The following is a 20,710-nucleotide window of genomic DNA, read 5'->3' as shown; positions in this document are numbered from 1 at the left end:
GCGGCAACGCGCCCGGTTCAGCCGACGGTGAGGGCCAGCTCGAAGTGGCCGGGGTCGAGCAGGCCGACGGCGTGCTCGACGAAGGTGCCGTCGGCCGCCCGGCTGGTCCGCCGCGTCTCCAGGAACCAGTCCCCGGGAGCGCGCCGCAGCAGCTCCGCCTCCCGGGCGTCGACCGGCCGCCCGGAGACCCGCTGTTCCCCGTGGTCGGGCCGCAGCCCCGCGCGCAGCAGCAGTTCGGCGACCGGCTCCTGGCCGAGGCCGCGGGCGGGCAGCTCGCGGATCACCGGCACCGGCGGCAGGAAACGGCGCTCGTACGCCACCACGGTGCCGTCCGCGACCAGCTCACGGGTCTGCTCCACGCACACGAACTCGTCCTCCCTCAGGCCGAGTTCGGCGGCGAGGGCGCCCTCGTGCGTCTCGCGCACGGCGAGGGTCCGGACGCTGGTGGGCTCGCCCCGCACGGCCCGGGCGCGGGCCCAGCCGAGCCGGTGCTCCGGCGGACGGCCGTCGAAGACGACGTACGAGCCCTTGCCGGTGCGGGTGGCGATCAGGCCCTCCTCGCACAGCTCGGCGAGGGCCGCGCGCACGGTCGTACGGCTGACGCCGAACCGCTCGGCGAGGGTGTGTTCGCCGGGCAGCCGCTCACCGGCTCGGCGGGTGCCGTCACGGATCTCCCGGGCGAGGATCCCGCTGATCCGCTGGTGCTTGAGCGGGACGCCGGTCACGGCCCGGCCTCGGCGAGGAGGTCGTCGACGGTGGTGACCCGGACCAGCGGCCGGTACAGCTCCATGATCTGCAGGGCCCTGAGGTGGGAGTCGTCGTCCACGCCCGCGCAGGCGTCCGCGACCACCAGCACCTCGGTGCCGGCGTCGGCGGCGGCCAGGGCGGTGGAGAGCACACAGCACTCGGTACTGACACCGGCCAGGACCAGGCGGGCGTCCGGGCCGACGCGGGCGGCGAGTTCCGGGGTCCACTTGCCGAAGGTGGTGGCGTCCACGACCTGGCCGGTCAAGCCGGTGAACTCGTCCGACAGGTGCCAGAGTTCGGCGTCGGGGGGCTGCATGGCGAAGGGCCATGCGTCGTAGTAGGCGCGCCAGGCCCCGGCCGGCTTTCCCGGGGCCAGGAAGCGGGTGAAGGTGACGCGGTCGGCGAAGGCCGGCAGCAGGCTGCGCACGCCCGCCACCGCGTCGGCGTACCGGGGCGTGGCCCATGGGCTCGCCGGGTCGGCGAAGACGCGCTGCATGTCGATGACGGCGAGGTGTCCGGCGGTCATGAGCGGAGCACCCCCTCGTCGGTCGCCGGGCTCGGCGCCTGCGCCTCCTGCGCGCGGATCCGGCCCCGGCCCGTCAGCAGGTGGCCGAGGAAGGCGAGCGCGAGCGCCACCAGGACGCCGAGGTTGGCGTACGCCCAGGCTCCGGTCTTGCCGCCGAGGCCGATCGGACCGAGGAGATAGCCCTGCCAGGTCAGCCAGCTCGCCGCGGTGTTGGTGACCAGGCCCCAGCCGACGGCCGTGGCGGCGAGGGTGAGGAGCAGGGGCGGCAGGGGGACGTCGCCGTAGCGGCCGTGCGGGCGGTAGAGGTCGCCGTCGTCGTAGTCGCGGCGGCGCAGGGCGAGGTCGGCGAGGACGATGCCGCACCAGGCGGCGATGGGGACGCCGAGCGTGGTGAGGAAGCCCATGAACTGGCCGAGGAAGTCGCCGGCGAAGAACACGATGTACACCGAGCCGGCGATCATCAGCAGGCCGTCCAGGAAGGCGGCCAGATAGCGGGGCACCGGCAGGCCGGCGGAGAGCAGGGCGAGGCCCGAGGAGTAGATGTCGAGGACGGCGCCGCCGACCAGCCCGAGGACGGCGACCACGGCGAACGGCACCAGGAACCAGGTCGGCAGGATCGTGGTGAGCGCGCCGATCGGGTCGGCCGCGACGGCCTTGCTCAACGCCGGCGAGGAACCGGCCAGCAGCAGGCCGAAGACCAGCAGGAGTAGCGGGGCCACCGAGGCGCCGAAGGTGGTCCAGCCGATGACTGAGCGGCTGGACGAACTCCGGGGCAGATAGCGGGAGTAGTCGGCGGCGGCGTTCACCCAGCCCAGGCCGAAGCCGGTCATCATGAACACCAGCGCACCGATGAACTCCTGCGCGGTGCCCGACGGGACGGCGCTGACCGTGCTCCAGTGGATGTGGTCGGCGACGAGACCGACGTAGACGACGGTGAGTACCCCGGTGATCACGGTGATCGCCGTCTGCAGCCGCATGATCAGGTCGAAGCCCATGACGCCGCCGACGACGGTCAGCGCGGCCACGACCACGAGGGCGGCGACCTTGGTCCCGGTGCCGCCGCCCCAGCCGAGGCGGCCGAAGACGGTCGCGGTGGCCATCGTGGCGAGCGCGGTGAGGACGGTCTCCCAGCCGACGGTGAGCATCCAGGAGATCACCGACGGCAGCCGGTTGCCGCGCACTCCGTACGCCGCCCGGCTGAGCACCATCGTGGGCGCCGAGCCGCGCTTCCCGGCGACCGCGATGAACCCGCACAGCAGGAAGGAGCCGACGATGCCGAGGACGCCGGCGGCCACGGCCTGCCAGAAGGAGATCCCGAAGCCGAACGCGAAGGCGCCGTAGCTCAGGCCGAGGACGGAGACGTTGGCGCCGAACCAGGGCCAGAAGAGCGTGCGCGGGGTGCCCTTGCGCTCGGCGTCCCCGATGACGTCGAGTCCGTGCGTCTCCACCTGGACCGGGCGGCCGGCGGGTCTTGCGCCGGCGATGCCGAGCGGGTCCTGCGGTTGCGTCATCGCCGAGCCACCTGCCTACCTGTCCAGACGTGTCTGCTCAGGCACGCTAGGACCGGCGCCCCGGGTCGTCAAGAATCGGGAGTGACCGAAGGATGACGCCTGCCGGCCCGGACGGTACTCGCGCGTTCAGCGGTCGAACTCCTCCTGGATCGGCGTCCTCGGCTCCTCGCGCAGGTGCTGGGAGAGGCCGGGCTTGCCGCCCTTCCGTGTCTGTTCCGCGCGCTGTGCCGCGGTGCGGTCGAGGTCCGAGTCCGGGTCCACCCGTACCGACCTCGCCACGTCGTCACGGCCCGTGTACTGCTCGGCGGGTATGCCGCGCAGCGCCTTGACCACCCCGTCCGACGCGCCCGCCTGCTGCGCGGCCGTGACCAGGCGCTCCTTGTCGGCCGGGTACGACACGTCCTTCAGCGCGGCCAGCACCTCGGAGACGCTGGTGTGTGCCGTGCTCATGGCGCCTCCTCACTCGTCGCCTTCCTCGGCGTTCTCGTCCGCGGTGTCCTCGCCCTCCGCCTGGGACGGAGTCGTACGCGGGGGCTGCTCGGCCTCCGCGATGCCCGGCTCCCGCTCGCCCTCGGCCTGCGACGGGGTGCTCTCGCTCATCGGGCCTCCCACATGCGTCCGTCACACGCGTCCGTGCCGGCTGTCGAAGACCCCGAGTACCCGTCCCTTCGGCCTGCCATGACCGGGGAGGAACCATGAATCCGCTGCCGGAGGACGGGTACCTGACCGGTCCCGGCGCAGTATGCGGCGCCGGCGTACGGACCCAGTACCGCCTCACCGCCTGGAGGAACCATGGCGGGCATCCGTCCCCCAGATCTGCAGAAAGCCCTGTCCGGCGCCGAATACCCGGCCGACACGGAGCAGCTCAAGAGGGTCGCCAAGGACAACCATGCGTCCAAGGAGATCACCGACCGTATCGACCACCTCGGGAAGAAGCAGTTCCAGAACCCGGCCGAGGTGAGCAAGGCGGTCTTCCAGAACGAGTGACCGGACGACGGCGTGCGGCGGCGGGGCGGGGTTGTCGGGTGGGGTCGCATTCCGTCGCTCTTCTCGGCTCGTTCCGGCTTCTTCTCGGCTCCTTCCGCCGGAATTGCGGCCGGGGGCGGCGGAGTTGCGGGCTCGGGCAGGGTGCGCAGCAGCAGCCAGCTCAGCGCGGGCATGAGGACGAGCGGGGTGAGGGCGGTCCGCAGGGTCGTGGCGTCGGCGAGCCGGCCGATGAGCGGGCTCGCCAGTCCGCCGACGCCGACGGCCAGACCCAGGGTTATTCCGGCGGCCGTGCCGACACGGGAGGGCAGATGGTCCTGGCCGAGGGTGACCTGGGGGGAGAACGGCACGTACGGACCGGCGGAGGTCAGCGCCACGCACGCGTCAGAGCGGGACCGGGGACGAACACCACGCCCGCGACCGCCCCGACGGAGACCAGATAGGACCAGCGGCACACCGTGACCCGGTCCCACCGCTCGGCCGGCGCGCCGCCCAGCACGGAGCCGACGGCGCCGCCGAGATAGAGCACGCACAGCGCGGCGGTGCCGGCCGCACCCCCTCCCAGGCGTTGGGCGGCGTACACCGAGAGGAAGGAACTCAGCCCGACGAACACGACCGAGCGGCACACCACGACCATCGACAGCTTCACGAACGACGCCGTGTCGTCGGCCCCGCACGCCGGTGCCGTACCGGCCCGCACCGGCGGCCGTCGCCCGGCCGCGCGCAGGACCACCAGGCACAGCACGGTCCCGGCCAGGGCCGGCAGCACCAGCAGCGGTGTCCTGCGCAGCCCGCCCGTGCCCACGACGGCGGCGACCAGGAGCGGGGCCAGCGCGAAACCCACGTTGCCGCCGAGCGAGAACCAGCCCATGGCGCTGTGCGCGCCCGCGGCCGCCCGCCGGGCGACCCGCGCGGACTCGGGGTGGTAGGCGGCCACGCCGCTCCCGGACAGCGCCACGCACACCAGGGTGAGGGCGTACGTCCCGCCGAGCCCGCTCAGCGCGATGCCGACGCCCGCCAGGAGCGTACCGACCGGGAGCAGCCAGGGGACCGCCCGGCGGTCGGTGAGGGCACCGAACGCGGGTTGCGCGACGGACGACAGCAAAGAGGCGGCCAGTACGACGCCCGAGGCGGCGGCGTAGGAGTAGCCGCGCCGGTGGACCAGACAGGGGATCAGGGACGGGACCGCGCCCTGGTAGACGTCGACGCAGGCATGCCCGACGGACAGCAGGGTGATCGATGTGTTCCTCCGCGCCCCGTCATGCTCCGGCCCGGCCGGGCTGTCGCACTTCCGATGAACTGCCAGGCGATGACGGAAATCCGCCACCTGCCGGCCGCGCCGACGCGCACTCGGTTGCTGGCGCCGCGCACGGCGATCGAGGCCCACCGGCACGACGACCACCAGATCGTCTACGCGGGCCGGGGCGTGGTGGCCGTGACCACCGACGCGGGCTCCTGGGTCGCGCCCGCCACCCGCGCCATCTGGGTGCCGGCCGGCACGGTCCACGCCCACGACGCGCACGGCGAGCTGGAGTTGCACCTGGTGGGGCTGCCGGCGTCGGAGAACCCGCTGACCCTGGACACCCCCACGGTGCTCGCGGTGTCCCCGTTGCTGCGCGAGCTGATCATCGCCCACACCCGGGATCCGGACGACGGGAGCCCCCAACGGGCGCGGCTGCGCGCGGTGTTGCTGGACCAGCTGAGGGCCTCGCCGCAGCAGCCCCTGCACCTGCCCATCCCCTCCTCGCCCCTGCTGCGTGCCCTGTGCGACATCCTGCGCGCCGATCCGGCCGACGGCCGCACCCTGGCCGAGCTGGGCCGGGAGGTCGGGGCGAGCGACCGTACACTCTCCCGCCTGTTCCGCGGCGACCTCGGCATGAGCTTCCCGCAGTGGCGCACCCAGTTGCGGCTGCACCACGCTCTGATCCTGCTGGCGGAGCGGACGCCGGTGACGACGGTGGCGCACCGGTGCGGCTGGTCCTCGGCGAGCGCGTTCATCGACGTCTTCCGGCGCACCTTCGGCCACACCCCGGGCTTCCGGCCGAGGGAGTCCCGCGGACCGTTCCTGTGACGGCCGGACACGGGCGCCGCTCGCCCCGGTGTGCCGGCGAAGGCTGACGGGGAACGTCCGGTGGGCTGCGCCGAGCACCGCCGCTGGAACGGGGCGCCGACCGCGACACCGGCCCACGGCGGCGGGCCGGGCAGGCTGCGGAAGATCCACGACGTCGGGGACGCGACCTGGAGCGCCCCACACCGGGGAGGCTCGCGTTCACACGCACGCCTGCCCATGCGGCCGCGTCGGCGGCGTGGCGTGTGCGGCCGCGGAGCGGTGCGCGGTGAGGATGGCGGGCGGGAGCAGCCGGCTGGGAGGTGGGTATGACGGTGAACCGTGTCGGCCTGGTGGTGCACGGCGGCCGTGCCGAGGCCATGGCCGGCGCGCGCGTGGTGCGCGAGTGGTGCGCGGAGCACGCCGTGGGATGCGCGGACATCGACGTGTGGCAGGAAGGGGCACGCCACAGTGCCCGGGAGGAGGTCGACGCGGCGGGCGATCCCGACCTCATCGTCACCCTCGGCGGGGACGGCACCTTTCTGCGCGGCGCGCGGCTGGCGGCCGAGAACGACGCCCTGGTCCTCGGTGTCGACCTCGGCCGCGTCGGCTTCCTCACCGAGGTCCCGTCCTCGGCGGTGCGCGCGGCGCTGGACGCGGTCCGGTCCGAGCGGATCACCGTGGAGAGCCGGATGCTCCTCACCATGCGGGCCTCGTGCCGGCTGGAGGTGCCCGCGCAGATGGAGGCGCTGGTGCGGTACGGCCGCGGTCCCATGCTGCCGCCGCCCCGGGTACGCACGGAGTGCGAGGCCGGTAACGAATGGGGCGTCGCGCTCAACGTCACTGCGCTCAACGACGTCGTCGTGGAGAAGCTGGCCAGGGACCGGCAGGTGTCGGTCGGGGTCTATCTGGCCGGCCGGCTGCTGGCCAGCTACTCCGCCGACGCGCTGCTGGTGGCCACGCCCACGGGCTCCACCGCGTACAGCTTCGCCGCGGGCGGCCCGGTGGTCTCGCCGCGTGCGGAGGGCCTGGTCTTCACGCCGGTCGCGCCGCACATGGTGTTCAACCGCTCGGTCGTGGCCGCCCCCGACGAGCCCATCGCGTTCAAGATCCTCGAACGGTCGGGCCAGGCCGCCGTCAGCATCGACGGTCAGCTGCGCGGGGTGCTGGGCCCCGGGGACTGGATCGGCGTGTACGCCGCACCGCGCCGGCTGAAGGCGGTCCGGCTGGGCCCGACGGACTTCTACGGCCGGCTGCGCGAGCGGATGAAGCTCACCGACGCGCCTGCCGCCCTCGCCGACGGCGAAGCCGCTCCCCTGTGGCCGGTGACCACACCCCGGCCGGACGACCTGGCCCACCTGGCGCTGCCTCCGGCCCCCGCGGACGGGCATCGGCCGGCCTGAGATCCGGAGACGGACCGGACACGGCGATGCACGGGCCCCGGGGCACGCCGGTCGGCGGCCGTGTCCCGCCTGCGGGCGGGCGGCGCGTGGGACGTCGACGGCACACGGGTGCCGTCGGCGGCCGGCCATCGGCGTCCGTCAGCCGCCGTACGACCGTGTCGGCGCGGCGCCGTGCCACGCGGCCCGGTGCAGGGCGTATTGCCGCTACGGCCTTCCAGGCCTGCGGAGTTGACCCAGGCCGAATTGCCCCAGGCCGAATGGACCCTGCCGGATGCTCGCTCGACGACCTCCAGAGTTTCCGCTCCCGCCCCGGCTCAGTCCGTCATGGACGACTGCCGCTTCGGCAGCTTCCAGTTCGGTCGCGGGAAGTGGCACGTGTAGCCGTTGGGGTAGCGCTCCAGGTAGTCCTGGTGCTCCGGCTCCGCCTCCCAGAAGTCACCCACGGGCGCCAGCTCCGTGACCACCTTCCCCGGCCACAGCCCGCTCGCCTCGACGTCCGCGATCGTGTCGACGGCGACGCGGTGCTGTTCCTCGTCGCCGTAGAAGATGGCGGACCGGTAGCTGCGCCCGATGTCGTTGCCCTGACGGTCCCGCGTGGTCGGGTCGTGGATCTGGAAGAAGAACTCCAGGACGTCGCGGTAGCTCGTCACCGTGGGATCGAAGACGATCTCGATGGCCTCGGCGTGGTCGCCGTGATCGCGGTACGTGGCGTTCGGCGTGTCGCCGCCGCTGTAGCCGACGCGCGTGGACACCACGCCCGGCTGCTTGCGGATCAGATCCTGCATGCCCCAGAAACAACCGCCTGCCAGGACGGCCCGCTCGGTTCCCACGGTCATCGGTCACTCCCTGAAGCTCGAGCCCGGCGCGGTCACTCGACGTGCCGGTTACACGGTCACCCAGCCTAATACGGCCCGCGCGCGACCAACCAGCGCCCGCCGTGGCAGCCCGCCTCCTCGGCCCGCCGGACTCCACGCGCCGTCAGAGGGTTCTGAAATCCGGAGGCACCGTGTTGGTCTAGTCCTCTTGACGAGGTGACCCGCCGGCGCTTTGGTATGTACCAACTCGGCTCGCACGGCACCACCCCACCACTCCACGCCCGAGGCATCCCCAGAAGGGGCACTGTCATGCACCTGGCAAGATTTGCGGCTTCCGCCTGCGCGCTCGCGCTCGCGGCCACCGGCGCCGCCGTGGCTCTGGCACCGGCCGGCAGCGCCGCGGCGGCGAGCAGCGTCTACTCCGTGGCTCCCTACGTCGACATGTCCAACAGTCAGGAAGGACTCCTCGACACCGCCATCACCGGACACCAACTCAAGGCCTACACCGCGGCGTTCGTCCTCGGCGAGGGCTGCAACCAGATCTGGGGCGACACCCTCCCCGTCGGCAACGACTCCTACACCGACCCCGAAATAGCCAGGGCGAAGTCCGAGGGCGCGTCCGTCATCATCTCCTCCGGCGGGGCGAGCGGCGAGCCGCTGGCCTGGACATGCTCCACCCAGAGCAGCGTCGACGCCGGATACCAGGCCCTCATCAACGACTACGGCGTCACCCGGCTCGACTTCGACGTCGAGGGCGCCGCCGTCGCGGACACCGCGGCCGCGGCCCGCCAGATGCAGGCGATGAAGGACCTCAAGGCGTCCAACCCCGGCCTGCAGTTCTCCATGACCCTGCCGGTGCTGACCAGCGGCCTGACCAACGACGGCGTCAACGTCCTCAAGGCCGCCAAGAACGCGGGCATCAGGATCGACGTGGTCAACATCATGGCCATGGACTACTACGCGGGCACCGGCACCGAGATGGGCCAGGGCGCGGTCGCCGCGGCCAGGGCCACGCTGACGCAGATGCAGTCCGTCGACTCCGGTTACACCTACGCCAACCTCGGGATCACCCCGATGATCGGCAAGAACGACGACGGTTCGACGTTCACCCCGGCCGACGCCCGGACCGTGGAGAGCTTCGCCGCGCAGAACGGCGTCGGACGCCTCGCCTTCTGGTCCGTCAACAGGGACCAGCCCTGCAGCGGAAGCGCCAACTCGCTGCCCACGTGCAGCGAGATCAGCCAGAACAGCCTCGCGTTCACGGACGCGTTCGTGCCGTACGAGGGCAGCTCGGGCGGCGGCGGCGGCACGACGAGTGACTTCTCCCTGTCCCTGTCGCCGGGCTCCGCGTCGGTCGCCCAGGGTGGTTCCGCGACCGCGACCGTCGCCACGGCCGTCACCTCCGGCAGCGCCGAGTCCGTCAGCCTCTCCGCCTCCGGTGCGCCCTCCGGCGTCACCGTCTCCTTCAGCCCCGCGACCGTGACGTCCGGCGGCACCTCGACGCTGACGGCGACGGTCGGCTCCTCCGTCGCCGCGGGCACCTACCCGATCACCGTCACCGGGACCGCTGCCGGCGGCAGCCACAGCGCGACCTACACGCTCACCGTGACCTCCAGCGGCGGCGGAGGCGGGGGCGGCGGGGGCTCGCTGACCAACGCCGGCTTCGAAACCGGCAGCCTGGGCCCCTGGACCTGCACGGGCGGCGGCTCGGTGGTCTCCAGCCCGGTCCACAGCGGCAGCCACGCCCTCCAGGTCACCCCGAGCTCCAGCAGCACCGGCGAGTGCGACCAGACCGTCACCCTGTCCCCCAACCACAGCTACACGCTCACCGGTTGGGTGCAGGGCCCCTACGCCTACGTCGGGGTCAGCGGCGGCGCCACCGCAAGCACCTGGTCGAACAACACGAGCTGGAACCAGTTGACCGTCAGCTTCACCACGGGCGGCAGCGGAACCGTCACCGTCTACGTCCACGGCTGGTACGGCCAGTCCGACGTCCACGCCGACGACTTCACCCTCGGCTAGGCGCACCCCGGCCCACCACGCGTGCGGCGCGCCCACCAGGAGAGGCGGCGCGCCGCACGCATCGCTCCCGACGGATCGAGCCGGCTCGGCCGGGTCACGGTAGCGACGCTCGTCGCGGTGGGCGCCGACGACAGCGGTGCCGCCTCCTCGGCCGACCAGTTGGTCATGGCCCTGCCGCGGACCACCGGGGCCGTGGCCCGGAGGCCACTGGACGGCGTCCGGCTCGCCGGAACCGGTCACGATGATGGTCGACCTCCTCGCCGGCCATCGGCAGTAGCCGGGCCGCCCCCGTCAGCACACCGGCCTGGACGCGCCGCGGGATGCCCGGCGCGACGGCCGGGGCACTGCGGCCGATGGGGACGGTGCGCCGATCAAGGCACGGGGGCCGGGCCCTCCACAGCGCCCAGTCCCTGGGCCGGCGCGAACGCTCGCAGAGTGCGGGAAACTACTGCGCGCCGTAGACGGCCTGCGGCGCCTCCGCCTCGGCGAGCAGTTTCAGGGTTGCCTCGCCCGCCTCCGCCGGGGACCAGCGGGCGCCCTTGTCGGCGGTGGGGCCCGGGCGCCAGCCCTCCATGACGGTGATGCGGCCGCCCTCGGACTCGAAGACCCGGCCCGTCACTCCCGCCGAGGCGGCGGAGCCGAGCCAGACCACGAGCGGGGAGACGTTCTCCGGGGCCATGGCATCGAAGCCGCCGCCCTGAGGGGCGGCCATGGTCCCGGCGAAGGCCCGCTCGGTCATCCGGGTCCGGGCGGCCGGGGCGATGGCGTTGACCTGGACGCCGTAGCGACCCAGTTCGGCGGCGGCGACGAGGGTCAGGCCGACGATCCCGGCCTTGGCCGCCGAGTAGTTGCCCTGGCCGACGCTGCCCAGCAGTCCCGCTCCGGAGCTGGTGTTGATCACGCGGGCGTCGGGCATGCGGCCCGCCTTCGCCTCGGCGCGCCAGTGCGCGGCGGCGTGCCTGAGCGGCAGGAAGTGGCCCTTGAGGTGGACGCGCACGACCGCGTCCCAGGCGTCCTCGTCGAGGTTGACGAGCATGCGATCCCGCAGGAACCCGGCGTTGTTGACCAGCGTGTCCAGGCGGCCGTAGGTGTCCAGCGCGGTGGCGACGAGGGAGGCCGCGCCCTCGGCGGTGGCGATGTCGCCTGCGTGCGCGACCGCCTCGCCGCCGAGCGCGCGGATCTCGTCGACCACCTGCTGAGCGGGTCCGGAGGTCCCGCCGGTGCCGTCGAGGCCGACGCCGAGGTCGTTGACGACGACCTCGGCTCCCTCTGCGGCGAAGGCGAGGGCGTGGGCGCGGCCCAGGCCACGGCCCGCACCGGTGATCACGGCCACGCGTCCGGTGCACAGTCCGGTCATGGGAAGAGTCCTCTCGTGGGTGTCGAAGAGCACGTCACCTGTTGGCACTTGCCGCGTCGAGGAAGGCGGGACGCTCGCCGCCGCCGTGGACGTGCAGGCTCGCCCCGCTGATGTAGGAGGCCCGGTCGGAGGCGAGGAAGACGCAGGCGTCGCCGACGTCGGCGGGCGCGGCGAGGCGGCCGAGGGGGACGGTGCGGCCGACGGCGGCGATGCCGTCCTCGTCCCCGTAGTGCAGGTGCGACAGTTCGGTGCGGACCATGCCGGGGACGACCGTGTTGACCCGCACCCGCGGCGCCCATTCCACGGCCATGGAGCGGGCGAGGTGGTCCAGGCCGGCCTTGGCCGCGCCGTACGCGGCGGTGCCGGGTGAGGGGCGGGTTCCGCTGACACTGCCGATCATCAGGATCGACCCGCCGACCCGCTGACCGCGCATCACCTCGTACGCGGCGAGCGACGCGGTGAGAGGGGCGAGGAGATTCAGCTCCACGACCCGGGCATGCCGTCCGGCTCCGCCCTCACCGAGCAGCCGGAAGGGGGTGCCCCCGGCGTTGTTGACGAGGGTGTCGAGGCGTCCGTACTCGCCCCGCACCCGCGCGAAGAAGGCGTCGACCGCCTCGGCGTCGCGGAGGTCGGCGGGGAGGAAGCGGGCGGTGCGGCCGGCCGCCTCGACGGGTTCCTCCGGGGGCCGCCGCGCGCAGGTCACGACGTCCGCGCCCGCTTCCAGGAACGCCCGGGCGATGCCGGCGCCGACGCCCCGGGTTCCGCCCGTGACCACCGTGACGCGTCCGGTGAGATCGATGACCGCCACCAAAGGACACCTCCCGCAGCGCGCGCTCCGCTGCTACCTTCGCCTAACAAACGTTTGGTGGAAAGGTAGCTGATCTGCTCATGGGTGTCTCCACCTCCGTCCCCGAAGAAGGCGTCGCCGTCGTCACCGTGGACTTCCCGCCGGTCAACGCCCTTCCCGTGCGCGGCTGGTACGAACTGGCCGCCTGTGTGCGCGCCGCCGGAGCCGACCCGAAGGTGCGGTGCGTGGTGCTCAGCGCCGAGGGCCGCGGCTTCAACGCGGGCGTCGACATCAAGGAGATGCAGCGCACGGCCGGGCACGAGGCCCTGATCGGCGCCAACCGCGGCTGCTCCGAGGCGTTCGCCGCGGTGTACGAGTGCGAGGTCCCGGTGGTCGCCGCCGTACAGGGCTTCTGCCTGGGCGGCGGCATCGGACTGGCCGGAAACGCCGACGCGATCGTCGCCGCCGACGACGCGGTCTTCGGCCTGCCCGAGCTGGACCGTGGCGCCCTCGGCGCGGCCACCCATCTCGCCCGGCTGGTGCCCCAGCACCTGATGCGGACCCTGTACTACACCTCGCGCACCGTCACCGCCGAGGAACTGCACCGGCACGGCTCGGTGTGGAGGGTGGTCCCGCGCTCCCAACTCCTGGACGCCGCAATGGAACTGGGCCGGGAGATCGGCGCCAAGGACGGGTCCCTGATCCGCCTGGCCAAGGCAGCGATCAACGGCATCGACCCGGTCGACGTGCGCCGCAGCTACCGCTTCGAGCAGGGCTTCACCTTCGAGGCCAACCTCAGCGGCGTCGCCGACCGGGTCCGCGACACCTTCGGCAAGGGCCGGGAATCCGTCGGCAGGGACGAGGAGCAGCAGTCGTGAGCAGGGACAAGACGATGACCGCCGAGGAGGTCGTCGGCCGGCTGGACAGCGGCATGACGATCGGCATCGGCGGCTGGGGTTCGCGGCGCAAGCCGATGGCACTGGTGCGGGCGCTGCTGCGCTCGGACGTCACCGACCTGACCGTCGTCTCCTACGGGGGCCCGGACGTCGGCCTGCTGGCCGCCGCCGGGAAGATCCGCACACTGGTCGCGGCCTTCGCCACCCTCGACTCCATCCCGCTGGAGCCGCATTTCACGGCGGCCCGGCAGCGCGGCGCGCTGGAACTGGTGGAGCTGGACGAGGCGATGTTCATGTGGGGGCTGACGGCGGCCGCGCACCGGCTGCCCTTCATGCCGGTCCGGGCCGGTCTCGGATCCGACGTGATGAGGGTCAACCCCCGCCTGCGGACGGTGCGTTCGCCGTACGAGGACGGCGAGGAGCTCGTCGCCGTCCCGGCCCTGCGCCTGGATGCCGCGCTGGTGCACCTCAACCGGGCGGACGTGCACGGCAACGCCCAGTACCTCGGCCCCGACCCGTACTTCGACGACCTGTTCTGCGAGGCCGCCGACGCCGCCTACGTCTCCTGCGAGCGGACCGTGGACAGCGCCGACCTGCTCAAGGACGCCGGGCCGCAGACCCTGCTGGTCAAGCGCGCGTTCGTGAACGGCGTCGTGGAGACACCGAACGGCGCCCACTTCACCTCCTGCGTCCCCGACCACGACCGTGACGAGGCGTTCCAGCGGGCCTACGCACGGGCCGCCCGGGACCCGGAGGCCTGGCGGGCCTTCGCCGAGCGGTTCCTGTCCGGCGACGAGGCGGCCTACCAGGCCGCGGTGGCGGCGTTCCACGAGGAGGCGGCACATGAGTGACACCCGTACGACGGCGAAGGCGACGCGCGCCGAGTACTGCGTCGTGGCCTGCGCCGAGGCCTGGCGGGATGCGGGGGAGATACTGGCGAGCCCGATGGGCACCGTCCCGACGATCGGGGCCCGGCTGGCGAAGCTGACCTTCTCCCCCGACCTGCTGCTGACCGACGGCGAGGCCCTGCTGATCGGCGACGTCCCGGCGGTCGGCGCCAGGCCCGGGGTGGTCGAGGGCTGGCTGCCGTTCCGGCAGCACCTGGCCCTGGCCGCGACCGGGCGGCGGCACGTGATGATGGGCGCGAGCCAGCTCGACCGGTACGGCAACCAGAACATCTCCTGCATCGGCGACTGGGCCCGGCCCACCCGGCAGCTGCTGGGCGTGCGCGGCGCCCCCGGCAACACCCTCAACAACCCGACCAGTTACTGGGTCCCGCGGCACTCGAAGCGGGTGTTCGTCGCACGGGTGGACATGGTCTGCGGCGTCGGCTACGACCGTGCCGCCGCGGCCGGTCCCTCCGCGTCCCGCCACCACCGCCTCGCGGACGTCGTCAGCGACCTGGGCGTCTTCGACTTCCGGACGCCCGACCGGACGATGCGGCTGCGCTCGCTGCACACCGGGGTCACGGTCGAGCAGGTCGCCGAGGCCACCGGCTTCCCGCTCACCGTGCCGGACGAGGTGCCGTACACCCGGGACCCCACCCCCGAAGAGCTGCGGCTGATCCGCGAGGTCATCGACCCGAGGGCGCTGCGCGAGCGCGAGGTGCCCGCGTGAGCGGCTTCGCGATCGCCACCGCGCTGACCGGGCTCGTCGGTGTGCGGCACCCCATCGTGCAGACGGGAATGGGCTGGGTGGCCGGTCCCCGGTTGGTGTCGGCCACCGCCGACGCGGGCGCGCTCGGGATCCTCGCCTCGGCCACCATGACGACCGAGCAGCTGCGCGCGGCCGTCCGCGAGGTCAAGTCCCGTACCGACGCGCCCTTCGGGGTCAATCTGCGGGCGGACGCCTCGGACGCGGCCGAGCGGGTGCGGATCATCGTCGAGGAGGGGGTGCGGGTCGCCTCGTTCGCGCTCGCGCCCTCCCGGGAGCTGATCGCCCGGCTGAAGGACGCCGGCGTGGTCGTCATCCCGTCCGTCGGCGCCCGGCGGCACGCCGAGAAGGTCGCCGCGTGGGGCGCCGACGCGGTGGTGGTGCAGGGCGGGGAGGGCGGCGGGCACACCGGGAAGGTCGCCACCTCCGTCCTGCTTCCGCAGGTGGTCGACGCGGTCGGCATACCGGTCGTCGCGGCCGGCGGCTTCCACGACGGCCGCGGACTGGTCGCCGCGCTCGCCCACGGCGCCGCCGGCATCGCCATGGGCACCCGCTTCCTGCTCACCTCCGACAGCACCGTCCCCGACGCGGTCAAGGCCCGCTACCTGGCGGCCACGGTGGACGACGTCACCGTCACGACCAAGGTCGACGGACTCCCCCACCGGATGCTGCGCACCGAGCTGGTCGACTCCCTCGAACGCTCGGGCCGGGCGAGGGGGCTGCTGCGCGCCGTACGGCACGCGGCGTCCTTCAAGGCGCTGTCCGGCATGAGCTGGACGCGGATGGTCCGCGACGGTCTGGCCATGCGGCACGGCAAGGAGTTGACGTGGAGTCAGCTCCTGCTGGCCGCCAACACCCCCATGCTGCTCAGGGCGTCGATGGTCGAGGGCCGGACCGACCTGGGCGTGATGGCCTCCGGTCAGGTCGCCGGTCTGATCGACGACCTTCCGTCCTGCGCCGAGCTCGTCGACCGGATCATGGCGGAGGCCCGGGCCACACTCCGCGGACTGCCCCTGGCCGAGTAGCGCACTCCCCGGCGTCAGAGCCGCTCGACGATGGTGACGTTGGCCTGGCCGCCGCCCTCGCACATGGTCTGCAGGCCGTAGCGTCCGCCGGTGCGCTCCAGTTCGTGCAGCAGCGTGGTCATGAGCTTGGTGCCGGTGGCGCCCAGCGGGTGGCCGAGGGCGATGGCGCCGCCGTTGACGTTGACCTTCTCCGGGTCGGCGCCGGTCTCCTGCAGCCAGGCGAGCACCACGGAGGCGAAGGCCTCGTTGATCTCCACGAGGTCGATGTCGTCAAGGGTCATCCCGGCCTTCTTCAGGGCGTAGGCCGTGGCCGGGATAGGCGCGGACAGCATCCGGATGGGGTCCTCGCCGCGCACCGAGAGGTGGTGGACGCGGGCGCGGGGCGTCAGACCGTGCTCCCGTACGGCTCGTTCGCTCGCGATCAGCAGGGCGGAGGCGCCGTCGGAGACCTGGGAGGAGACGGCCGCGGTCAGCCGGCCGCCTTCGACCACCGGCTTCAGACCCGCCATCTTCTCCAGGGTGGTGTCGCGGCGGGGGCCCTCGTCGCGGGTCACCTCGCCGTGGGCGACGAGTTCGCGGTCGAAGCGGCCCTCGTCGATCGCGCGTACGGCCCGCTGGTGGGAGCGCAGCGCGAACTCCTCCATGTCGCGGCGGGAGATGCCCCACTTCTCGGCGATCATCTCGGCGCCGGTGAACTGGTTGACCGGCCGGTCGCCGTAGCGGGCCCGCCAGCCCCCGGAGCCGGCGTAGGGGCCCTGGGTGAGCCCCAGGGGTTCGGCGGCCTGGCGGGTGGCGAAGGCGATCGGGATCATCGACATGTTCTGCACGCCCCCCGCGACCACGAGGTCCTGCGTGCCCGAGAGCACTCCCTGTGCGGCGAAGTGCAGGGCCTGCTGGGAGGAGCCGCACTGGCGGTCCACCGTCACGCCCGGCACCTCCTCGGGCAGCCCGGCGGCCAGCCAGCAGGTGCGGGCTATGTCGCCGGCCTGCGGGCCGACGGTGTCCACGCAGCCGAGGACGACGTCCTCGACGGCGGCCGGGTCGACGCCCGAGCGCTCCATCAGCGCCGTCAGCACGTGGGCGCCGAGATCGGCCGGGTGGACGGCGGCGAGCCCGCCGCCCCGCCTGCCGACCGGGGTGCGGACCGCTTCCACGATGTATGCCTCGGCCATGGCCACTCCTCACGGGATCCTTGGTGTCTGCGGTTTCATCGGCCCGCGCCCGGTCATCCTCGCCTCAGGCGTGCTGGCTGCTGACGGACAGGACCTCCCCGGTCAGATACGACGAGTATCCGCTGGCCAGGAAGACGATGACGTTGGCCACCTCCCAGGGCTCGGCCCAGCGGCCGAATGCCTCCCGGGCGGTCAGTTCCTCCAGGAGTTCCGGCGTGGTGACCCTCACCAGGTGCGGGTGCATGGCGAGGCTGGGCGAGACGGCGTTCACCCGCACGCCGTACTCCGCGGCCTCCAGGGCGGCGCAGCGGGTGAGGGCCATGACCCCGGCCTTGGCGGCGGCGTAGTGCGCCTGGCCCCGCTGCGCCCGCCAGCCGATCACCGAGGCGTTGTTGACGACGACGCCCCCGGCGCCCGCCGCCTTCATCCGGCGCAGCGCGGCGCGGGTGCAGCGGAAGGTGCCGCCCAGGGTGACGTCGAGGACCTTGTCCCACTGCTCGTCGGTCATCTCGGCCAGGTCGGCGGTCCCGCCGAGTCCGGCGTTGTTGACGACGACGTCCAGGCGCCCGTGCCGCTCCTCCACGAAGTCGAAAAGAGCACCGACCTGGTCCTCTGCGGTGACGTCGCAGGGCAGCGCCGCGACGCGGTCCGCGCCGAACTCCGCGGCCAGCGCGGCCTCCGACTCCTTGAGCCTGCGGGCGTGGGCGTCGGAGAGCACGACACGGGCGCCTTCCTCCAGCAGCCGGCGCGCGGTCGCACCCCCGATGCCGGCGCCCGCGGCGGCGGTGACCACGGCGGTACGGCCCTGAAGGAGGCCGTGGCCGGGGACGTAGGGCGGCGGGGGCGTGGTCACGGGCATGCGCGGCTCCGGACGGCTCTCGACGGCTGACGGGCCGTTACGTTAACCTACCAAACACTTGTTAGGGAAGGGAGGGCGGATGTCCGCTGTCCGTACCGAGCACTTCGTCGACCGGACCGGCCCCGAGGAGGCGGGCAGCTGATGGACCTCGACTTCTCCGCCGCGGACGACGCCTTCCGCGCCGAGGCCCGCGCCTGGCTCGCCGGCCATCTGCCCGGCGCCCCGCTGCCCTCGCTGGAGACGGCGGAGGGGTTCGCGGCCCACCGGGACTGGGAGCGCACCCTGTTCGCCGACCGCTGGTCGGTGGTCTCCTGGCCCGAGGAGTACGGCGGCCGGGGCGCCTCGCTGCTGCGGTGGCTGATCTTCGAGGAGGAGTACTACGCGGCCGGTGCGCCCGGCCGGGTCAGCCAGAACGGCATCAACCTGCTCGCCCCCACCCTCTTCGAGCACGGCACGCCGGAGCAGTGCGCCCGCGTCCTGCCGCCCATGGCGAGCGGCGAGGTGATCTGGGCGCAGGCCTGGTCCGAACCGGAGTCGGGCTCCGACCTCGCCTCGCTGCGCTCCACGGCCGTACGCAGCGAGGGCGGCTGGCGCGTGAGCGGGCAGAAGACCTGGTCGTCGCGGGCGGCGTTCGCCGACCGCGCCTTCGGCCTGTTCCGCAGCGACCCCGACGCCGACCAGCCGCACCACGGGCTGACGTACCTGATGTTCCCGCTGGACGCGGAGGGGGTGACGGTGCGGCCCATCGGGCGGCTCGACGGCAAGCCCGCCTTCGCCGAGATCTTCCTCGACGAGGTGTTCGTGCCCGACGCGGACGTCATCGGCGAGCCCGGCCAGGGCTGGCGGGTGGCGATGAGCACGGCGGGCAACGAGCGCGGGCTCACCCTGCGCAGCCCCGGCCGGTTCACGGCCGCCGCCGACCGCCTCACCGCGCTGTGGCACTCCGCCGCCGACCCGTCCGACACCGCGCTGCGCGACCGGGTCGCCGACGCGGTGATCGGCGCCCGCGCCTACCAGCTGTTCGCCTACGCGGCCGCCTCACGCCTGGCTGCGGGAGGCTCGATCGGGGCGGAGTCGAGCCTCAACAAGGTGTTCTGGTCCGAGCTGGACATCGCCCTGCACGAGACCGCGCTCGATCTCCTCGGCCCCTACGGCGACCTCGCCGACGACGCCGACGAGGCACCCGCGCACGGCGGCTGGACCGAGGGCTACGTCTTCTCCCTGGCCGGTCCCATCTACGCGGGCACCAACGAGATCCAGCGCGACATCATCGCCGAGCGGCTGCTCGGCCTGCCGAAGGGACGCCGGTGATGCGCTTCCTCCTCGACGCCGAGCAGCGCGACTTCGCCCGTTCACTGGACGCGATGCTGACGGCGGCGGGCACGCCGGACGTCGTACGGTCCTGGGCGGCCGGTGACACCGGCCCCGGCCGCGCGCTGTGGAACAGGCTGGCCGAGGCCGGGGTGTTCGCGCTCGGGATACCGGAGCGTTACGACGGGCTGGGCGCCCTGCCGGTCGAACTCGGCCTCGCCTTCGTGGAGTTGGGCCGCCATGCGGTGCCGGGCCCGCTGGCCGAGACGGTCGCGGCGGCGGCCCTCCTGGACCGGCTGGGCGATGCGACGACGGCCGCTGCATGGCTGCCGGGGATCGCCGCCGGCAAGGTCGTCGCCTCGGTGTGCCTGCTGTCCCCCGACAGTCCCTACGCACTGGACGCTGACGCCGCCGACGCGGTGTTCGTCGTCGAGGGCGACACCCTGCGCCTGGCCGAGGCGCACGGTCCCGTACAGCGCTCGCTCGACCCGGCCCGGCGGCCGGCCCGACCGCTCGGCGGCACCGTGCTGGCCCGGGGGCCGGCCGTCGCCGCCGCGGCCGCGCACGCCGCCGAGGTCGCGGCGCTGACCACCGCCGCGCAGGCCCTCGGGCTGGGCCGCGCCCTGCTGGACCGGACCGTCGAACACGTGCGCACGCGCAGGCAGTTCGGGGTGGCCATCGGCTCCTTCCAGGCCGTCAGGCACCGGTTGGCCGACACGCTGATCGCCCTGGAGTTCACCCAACCGCTGCTCCTCGCGGCCGCGTTGGCGATGGAGCGTGGCGACGCCGGGTGCGGGCGCGAGGTCGCCGCGGCGAAGGTCTGCGCCTGCGAGGCCGCGTACGCCGCGGCGCGCAGCGCCCTGCAGTTGCACGGCGCCCTCGGCTACACCGAGGAACCGGACCTGTCCCTGTGGATCCGCAAGGCCCGCGCACTGCGCACCTCCTGGGGCACACCGTCGGCCTGCCGGGGCCGGGTACTCGCGCCCTGACGGCTGTCACCCGCTCGAAACCCACTGTTCGCCCGACCCCGTCCCCGCGGCGGCGGTCACGGGCGGGGCGATGCGCTCTCGGGTACCGGCCGGCGGGGGACGGTTCAGTGGTTGGGTTCCGCCCTGCTGATCTCCGCCAGCGCCGAGTGGGGGTCCTCCACGGCCGCCAGGTCACCGATGCTGACGAACCCGACCGGGCAGCCGCCGCGTTCCACGACGGGGAGCCGGCGCAGGCCGTGCCGGCGCATCAGCTCGACGGCGTGGTCCGTGGTGTCCTCGGGAGTCAGGGTCAGCACCGGCGGCCGGCTGCAGACCGTGCCGGCCGTGGTGGTGTGCGGGTCCAGTCCCACGGCGAGCGTCCGCACCACGATGTCGCGGTCGGTGAGCACTCCGAACAGATCGCAGTCGTAGGCGACCAGTACGTCACCGATGTCGTGCTCCCGCATGAGGAGCGCCGCCCGTTCCACCGTGGTCATCGGCTCCACCGCCACCGCGCCTGGCGACATCACGTCACGTATCCGCCGTGTCATCGGGCACCTCCTGGATCCGGGATGGTGAGGCGGTACCGCCTCGACCGCCCGCGTAGCCCGGGACGGCGCGGGCAAA

21 protein-coding genes and 1 pseudogene are annotated in these 20,710 nt (G+C 73.4%); 10 read left to right on the top strand and 12 right to left on the bottom strand.

What is annotated here, in order from left to right; all coding sequences use genetic code 11:
* Positions 1–17: 17 nt before the first annotated feature.
* The 5 genes from LMU33_RS22645 to LMU33_RS22625 all read right to left on the bottom strand — a co-directional run bounded on the left by LMU33_RS22645 (position 18) and on the right by LMU33_RS22625 (position 3,384).
* The gene (locus LMU33_RS22645) at positions 18–725 is read right to left on the bottom strand and encodes a GntR family transcriptional regulator (protein ID WP_228622353.1); all 708 of its coding nucleotides are present in this window, start codon (positions 723–725) and stop codon (positions 18–20) included.
* Positions 722–1,273 carry a cysteine hydrolase family protein gene (locus LMU33_RS22640; protein ID WP_228622352.1) on the bottom strand — a complete coding sequence of 184 codons (552 nt, stop codon included), beginning with the start codon at positions 1,271–1,273 and terminating at the stop codon, positions 722–724. The genes LMU33_RS22645 and LMU33_RS22640 overlap by 4 nt, the downstream gene beginning before the upstream one ends.
* Complete coding sequence (locus tag LMU33_RS22635; RefSeq protein ID WP_228622351.1) at positions 1,270–2,784, bottom strand: purine-cytosine permease family protein; 1,515 nt, start codon at positions 2,782–2,784, stop codon at positions 1,270–1,272. Before LMU33_RS22635 ends, LMU33_RS22640 begins: the two co-directional genes overlap by 4 nt.
* A 126-nt stretch (positions 2,785–2,910) precedes the next feature.
* Positions 2,911–3,234 (bottom strand): DUF2795 domain-containing protein, encoded by a 324-nt coding sequence (locus tag LMU33_RS22630; protein WP_228622350.1) that lies wholly within the window; start codon positions 3,232–3,234, stop codon positions 2,911–2,913.
* Positions 3,235–3,243: 9 nt separating this feature from the next.
* Positions 3,244–3,384, bottom strand: a complete 141-nt coding sequence (locus LMU33_RS22625; protein WP_228622349.1) for a hypothetical protein — start codon at positions 3,382–3,384, stop codon at positions 3,244–3,246.
* 192 nt (positions 3,385–3,576) lie between these two features.
* Between LMU33_RS22625 and LMU33_RS22620 the strand changes: the two genes are divergently transcribed.
* On the top strand, positions 3,577–3,771 hold the full coding sequence (locus LMU33_RS22620) for a DUF2795 domain-containing protein (RefSeq protein WP_228622499.1): 195 nt from the start codon (positions 3,577–3,579) through the stop codon (positions 3,769–3,771).
* A 118-nt stretch (positions 3,772–3,889) separates the two neighbouring features.
* Here LMU33_RS22620 and LMU33_RS22615 read toward each other — a convergent pair.
* Positions 3,890–4,996 (bottom strand): annotated as a pseudogene (locus LMU33_RS22615) (MFS transporter); the annotation flags it as partial.
* An 81-nt stretch (positions 4,997–5,077) separates the two neighbouring features.
* Here LMU33_RS22615 and LMU33_RS22610 point away from each other — a divergent pair.
* Complete coding sequence (locus LMU33_RS22610; protein WP_228622348.1) at positions 5,078–5,839, top strand: AraC family transcriptional regulator; 762 nt, start codon at positions 5,078–5,080, stop codon at positions 5,837–5,839.
* Between the two features lie 305 nt (positions 5,840–6,144).
* Positions 6,145–7,218 (top strand): NAD(+)/NADH kinase, encoded by a 1,074-nt coding sequence (locus LMU33_RS22605; protein WP_228622347.1) that lies wholly within the window; start codon positions 6,145–6,147, stop codon positions 7,216–7,218.
* Positions 7,219–7,532: 314 nt separating this feature from the next.
* Here the strand turns inward: LMU33_RS22605 and msrA are convergent, their stop codons facing one another.
* The gene (msrA, locus tag LMU33_RS22600) at positions 7,533–8,054 is read right to left on the bottom strand and encodes a peptide-methionine (S)-S-oxide reductase MsrA (RefSeq protein WP_228622346.1); all 522 of its coding nucleotides are present in this window, start codon (positions 8,052–8,054) and stop codon (positions 7,533–7,535) included.
* A gap of 288 nt (positions 8,055–8,342) precedes the next feature.
* Between msrA and LMU33_RS22595 the strand changes: the two genes are divergently transcribed.
* Positions 8,343–10,055 (top strand): carbohydrate binding domain-containing protein, encoded by a 1,713-nt coding sequence (locus tag LMU33_RS22595; RefSeq protein ID WP_228622345.1) that lies wholly within the window; start codon positions 8,343–8,345, stop codon positions 10,053–10,055.
* Positions 10,056–10,500: 445 nt separating this feature from the next.
* Here LMU33_RS22595 and LMU33_RS22590 read toward each other — a convergent pair whose 3' ends face one another.
* A complete protein-coding gene (locus LMU33_RS22590; protein ID WP_228622344.1) occupies positions 10,501–11,412 on the bottom strand; it encodes an SDR family oxidoreductase in 912 nt (303 codons plus the stop codon).
* Positions 11,413–11,446: 34 nt separating this feature from the next.
* The gene (locus tag LMU33_RS22585; RefSeq protein WP_228622343.1) at positions 11,447–12,223 is read right to left on the bottom strand and encodes an SDR family oxidoreductase; all 777 of its coding nucleotides are present in this window, start codon (positions 12,221–12,223) and stop codon (positions 11,447–11,449) included.
* A gap of 77 nt (positions 12,224–12,300) precedes the next feature.
* Between LMU33_RS22585 and LMU33_RS22580 the strand changes: the two genes are divergently transcribed.
* From LMU33_RS22580 to LMU33_RS22565, 4 genes are read left to right on the top strand one after another with little or no spacing between them, the layout of a single operon-like run.
* The gene (locus LMU33_RS22580; RefSeq protein WP_228622342.1) at positions 12,301–13,077 is read left to right on the top strand and encodes an enoyl-CoA hydratase family protein; all 777 of its coding nucleotides are present in this window, start codon (positions 12,301–12,303) and stop codon (positions 13,075–13,077) included.
* Positions 13,078–13,091: 14 nt separating this feature from the next.
* Entirely contained in the window at positions 13,092–13,946 is an 855-nt protein-coding gene (locus LMU33_RS22575; RefSeq protein WP_228622498.1) for a CoA transferase subunit A, read from the top strand.
* Positions 13,939–14,712, top strand: coding sequence for a CoA-transferase subunit beta (locus LMU33_RS22570; protein ID WP_228622341.1), 774 nt, complete (start codon positions 13,939–13,941; stop codon positions 14,710–14,712). The genes LMU33_RS22575 and LMU33_RS22570 overlap by 8 nt, the downstream gene beginning before the upstream one ends.
* A gap of 11 nt (positions 14,713–14,723) precedes the next feature.
* Positions 14,724–15,773, top strand: coding sequence for an NAD(P)H-dependent flavin oxidoreductase (locus LMU33_RS22565; RefSeq protein WP_228622497.1), 1,050 nt, complete (start codon positions 14,724–14,726; stop codon positions 15,771–15,773).
* Between the two features lie 14 nt (positions 15,774–15,787).
* Here the strand turns inward: LMU33_RS22565 and LMU33_RS22560 are convergent, their stop codons facing one another.
* Entirely contained in the window at positions 15,788–16,945 is a 1,158-nt protein-coding gene (locus LMU33_RS22560) for an acetyl-CoA C-acetyltransferase (protein ID WP_228622340.1), read from the bottom strand.
* Positions 16,946–17,009: 64 nt separating this feature from the next.
* Positions 17,010–17,804 (bottom strand): SDR family oxidoreductase, encoded by a 795-nt coding sequence (locus LMU33_RS22555; RefSeq protein ID WP_228622339.1) that lies wholly within the window; start codon positions 17,802–17,804, stop codon positions 17,010–17,012.
* A gap of 141 nt (positions 17,805–17,945) precedes the next feature.
* On the opposite strand from LMU33_RS22555, the gene LMU33_RS22550 reads away from it, so the two are divergent.
* Together LMU33_RS22550 and LMU33_RS22545 are read left to right on the top strand one after the other, a co-directional pair.
* The gene (locus tag LMU33_RS22550) at positions 17,946–19,115 is read left to right on the top strand and encodes an acyl-CoA dehydrogenase family protein (RefSeq protein ID WP_228622338.1); all 1,170 of its coding nucleotides are present in this window, start codon (positions 17,946–17,948) and stop codon (positions 19,113–19,115) included.
* A complete protein-coding gene (locus LMU33_RS22545) occupies positions 19,115–20,104 on the top strand; it encodes an acyl-CoA dehydrogenase family protein (RefSeq protein WP_228622337.1) in 990 nt (329 codons plus the stop codon). Before LMU33_RS22550 ends, LMU33_RS22545 begins: the two co-directional genes overlap by 1 nt.
* A 104-nt stretch (positions 20,105–20,208) precedes the next feature.
* Here the strand turns inward: LMU33_RS22545 and LMU33_RS22540 are convergent, their stop codons facing one another.
* Positions 20,209–20,634, bottom strand: coding sequence for a CBS domain-containing protein (locus LMU33_RS22540; RefSeq protein WP_228622336.1), 426 nt, complete (start codon positions 20,632–20,634; stop codon positions 20,209–20,211).
* Positions 20,635–20,710: the final 76 nt, after the last annotated feature.

Origin of the sequence: Streptomyces barringtoniae (genome assembly GCF_020819595.1) — a bacterium.
GTDB lineage: Bacteria > Actinomycetota > Actinomycetes > Streptomycetales > Streptomycetaceae > Streptomyces > Streptomyces barringtoniae.
Note: the sequence above shows the minus strand (reverse complement) of the source record. Positions and strands in the feature narration are given on the sequence as shown.

Excerpts from the sequence above, each read along its gene's own strand:
- msrA (WP_228622346.1), bottom strand. The coding sequence starts at position 8,054 with ATGACCGTGGGAACCGAGCGGGCCGTCCTGGCAGGCGGTTGTTTCTGG.
- LMU33_RS22550 (WP_228622338.1), top strand. The coding sequence starts at position 17,946 with ATGGACCTCGACTTCTCCGCCGCGGACGACGCCTTCCGCGCCGAGGCC.
- LMU33_RS22635 (WP_228622351.1), bottom strand. The coding sequence starts at position 2,784 with ATGACGCAACCGCAGGACCCGCTCGGCATCGCCGGCGCAAGACCCGCC.
- LMU33_RS22630 (WP_228622350.1), bottom strand. The coding sequence starts at position 3,234 with ATGAGCACGGCACACACCAGCGTCTCCGAGGTGCTGGCCGCGCTGAAG.
- LMU33_RS22560 (WP_228622340.1), bottom strand. The coding sequence starts at position 16,945 with ATGGCCGAGGCATACATCGTGGAAGCGGTCCGCACCCCGGTCGGCAGG.
- LMU33_RS22545 (WP_228622337.1), top strand. The coding sequence starts at position 19,115 with ATGCGCTTCCTCCTCGACGCCGAGCAGCGCGACTTCGCCCGTTCACTG.
- LMU33_RS22640 (WP_228622352.1), bottom strand. The coding sequence starts at position 1,273 with ATGACCGCCGGACACCTCGCCGTCATCGACATGCAGCGCGTCTTCGCC.
- LMU33_RS22575 (WP_228622498.1), top strand. The coding sequence starts at position 13,092 with ATGACCGCCGAGGAGGTCGTCGGCCGGCTGGACAGCGGCATGACGATC.
- LMU33_RS22610 (WP_228622348.1), top strand. The coding sequence starts at position 5,078 with ATGACGGAAATCCGCCACCTGCCGGCCGCGCCGACGCGCACTCGGTTG.
- LMU33_RS22625 (WP_228622349.1), bottom strand. The coding sequence starts at position 3,384 with ATGAGCGAGAGCACCCCGTCGCAGGCCGAGGGCGAGCGGGAGCCGGGC.
- LMU33_RS22580 (WP_228622342.1), top strand. The coding sequence starts at position 12,301 with ATGGGTGTCTCCACCTCCGTCCCCGAAGAAGGCGTCGCCGTCGTCACC.
- LMU33_RS22590 (WP_228622344.1), bottom strand. The coding sequence starts at position 11,412 with ATGACCGGACTGTGCACCGGACGCGTGGCCGTGATCACCGGTGCGGGC.
- LMU33_RS22540 (WP_228622336.1), bottom strand. The coding sequence starts at position 20,634 with ATGACACGGCGGATACGTGACGTGATGTCGCCAGGCGCGGTGGCGGTG.
- LMU33_RS22570 (WP_228622341.1), top strand. The coding sequence starts at position 13,939 with ATGAGTGACACCCGTACGACGGCGAAGGCGACGCGCGCCGAGTACTGC.
- LMU33_RS22605 (WP_228622347.1), top strand. The coding sequence starts at position 6,145 with ATGACGGTGAACCGTGTCGGCCTGGTGGTGCACGGCGGCCGTGCCGAG.
- LMU33_RS22555 (WP_228622339.1), bottom strand. The coding sequence starts at position 17,804 with ATGCCCGTGACCACGCCCCCGCCGCCCTACGTCCCCGGCCACGGCCTC.
- LMU33_RS22595 (WP_228622345.1), top strand. The coding sequence starts at position 8,343 with ATGCACCTGGCAAGATTTGCGGCTTCCGCCTGCGCGCTCGCGCTCGCG.
- LMU33_RS22620 (WP_228622499.1), top strand. The coding sequence starts at position 3,577 with ATGGCGGGCATCCGTCCCCCAGATCTGCAGAAAGCCCTGTCCGGCGCC.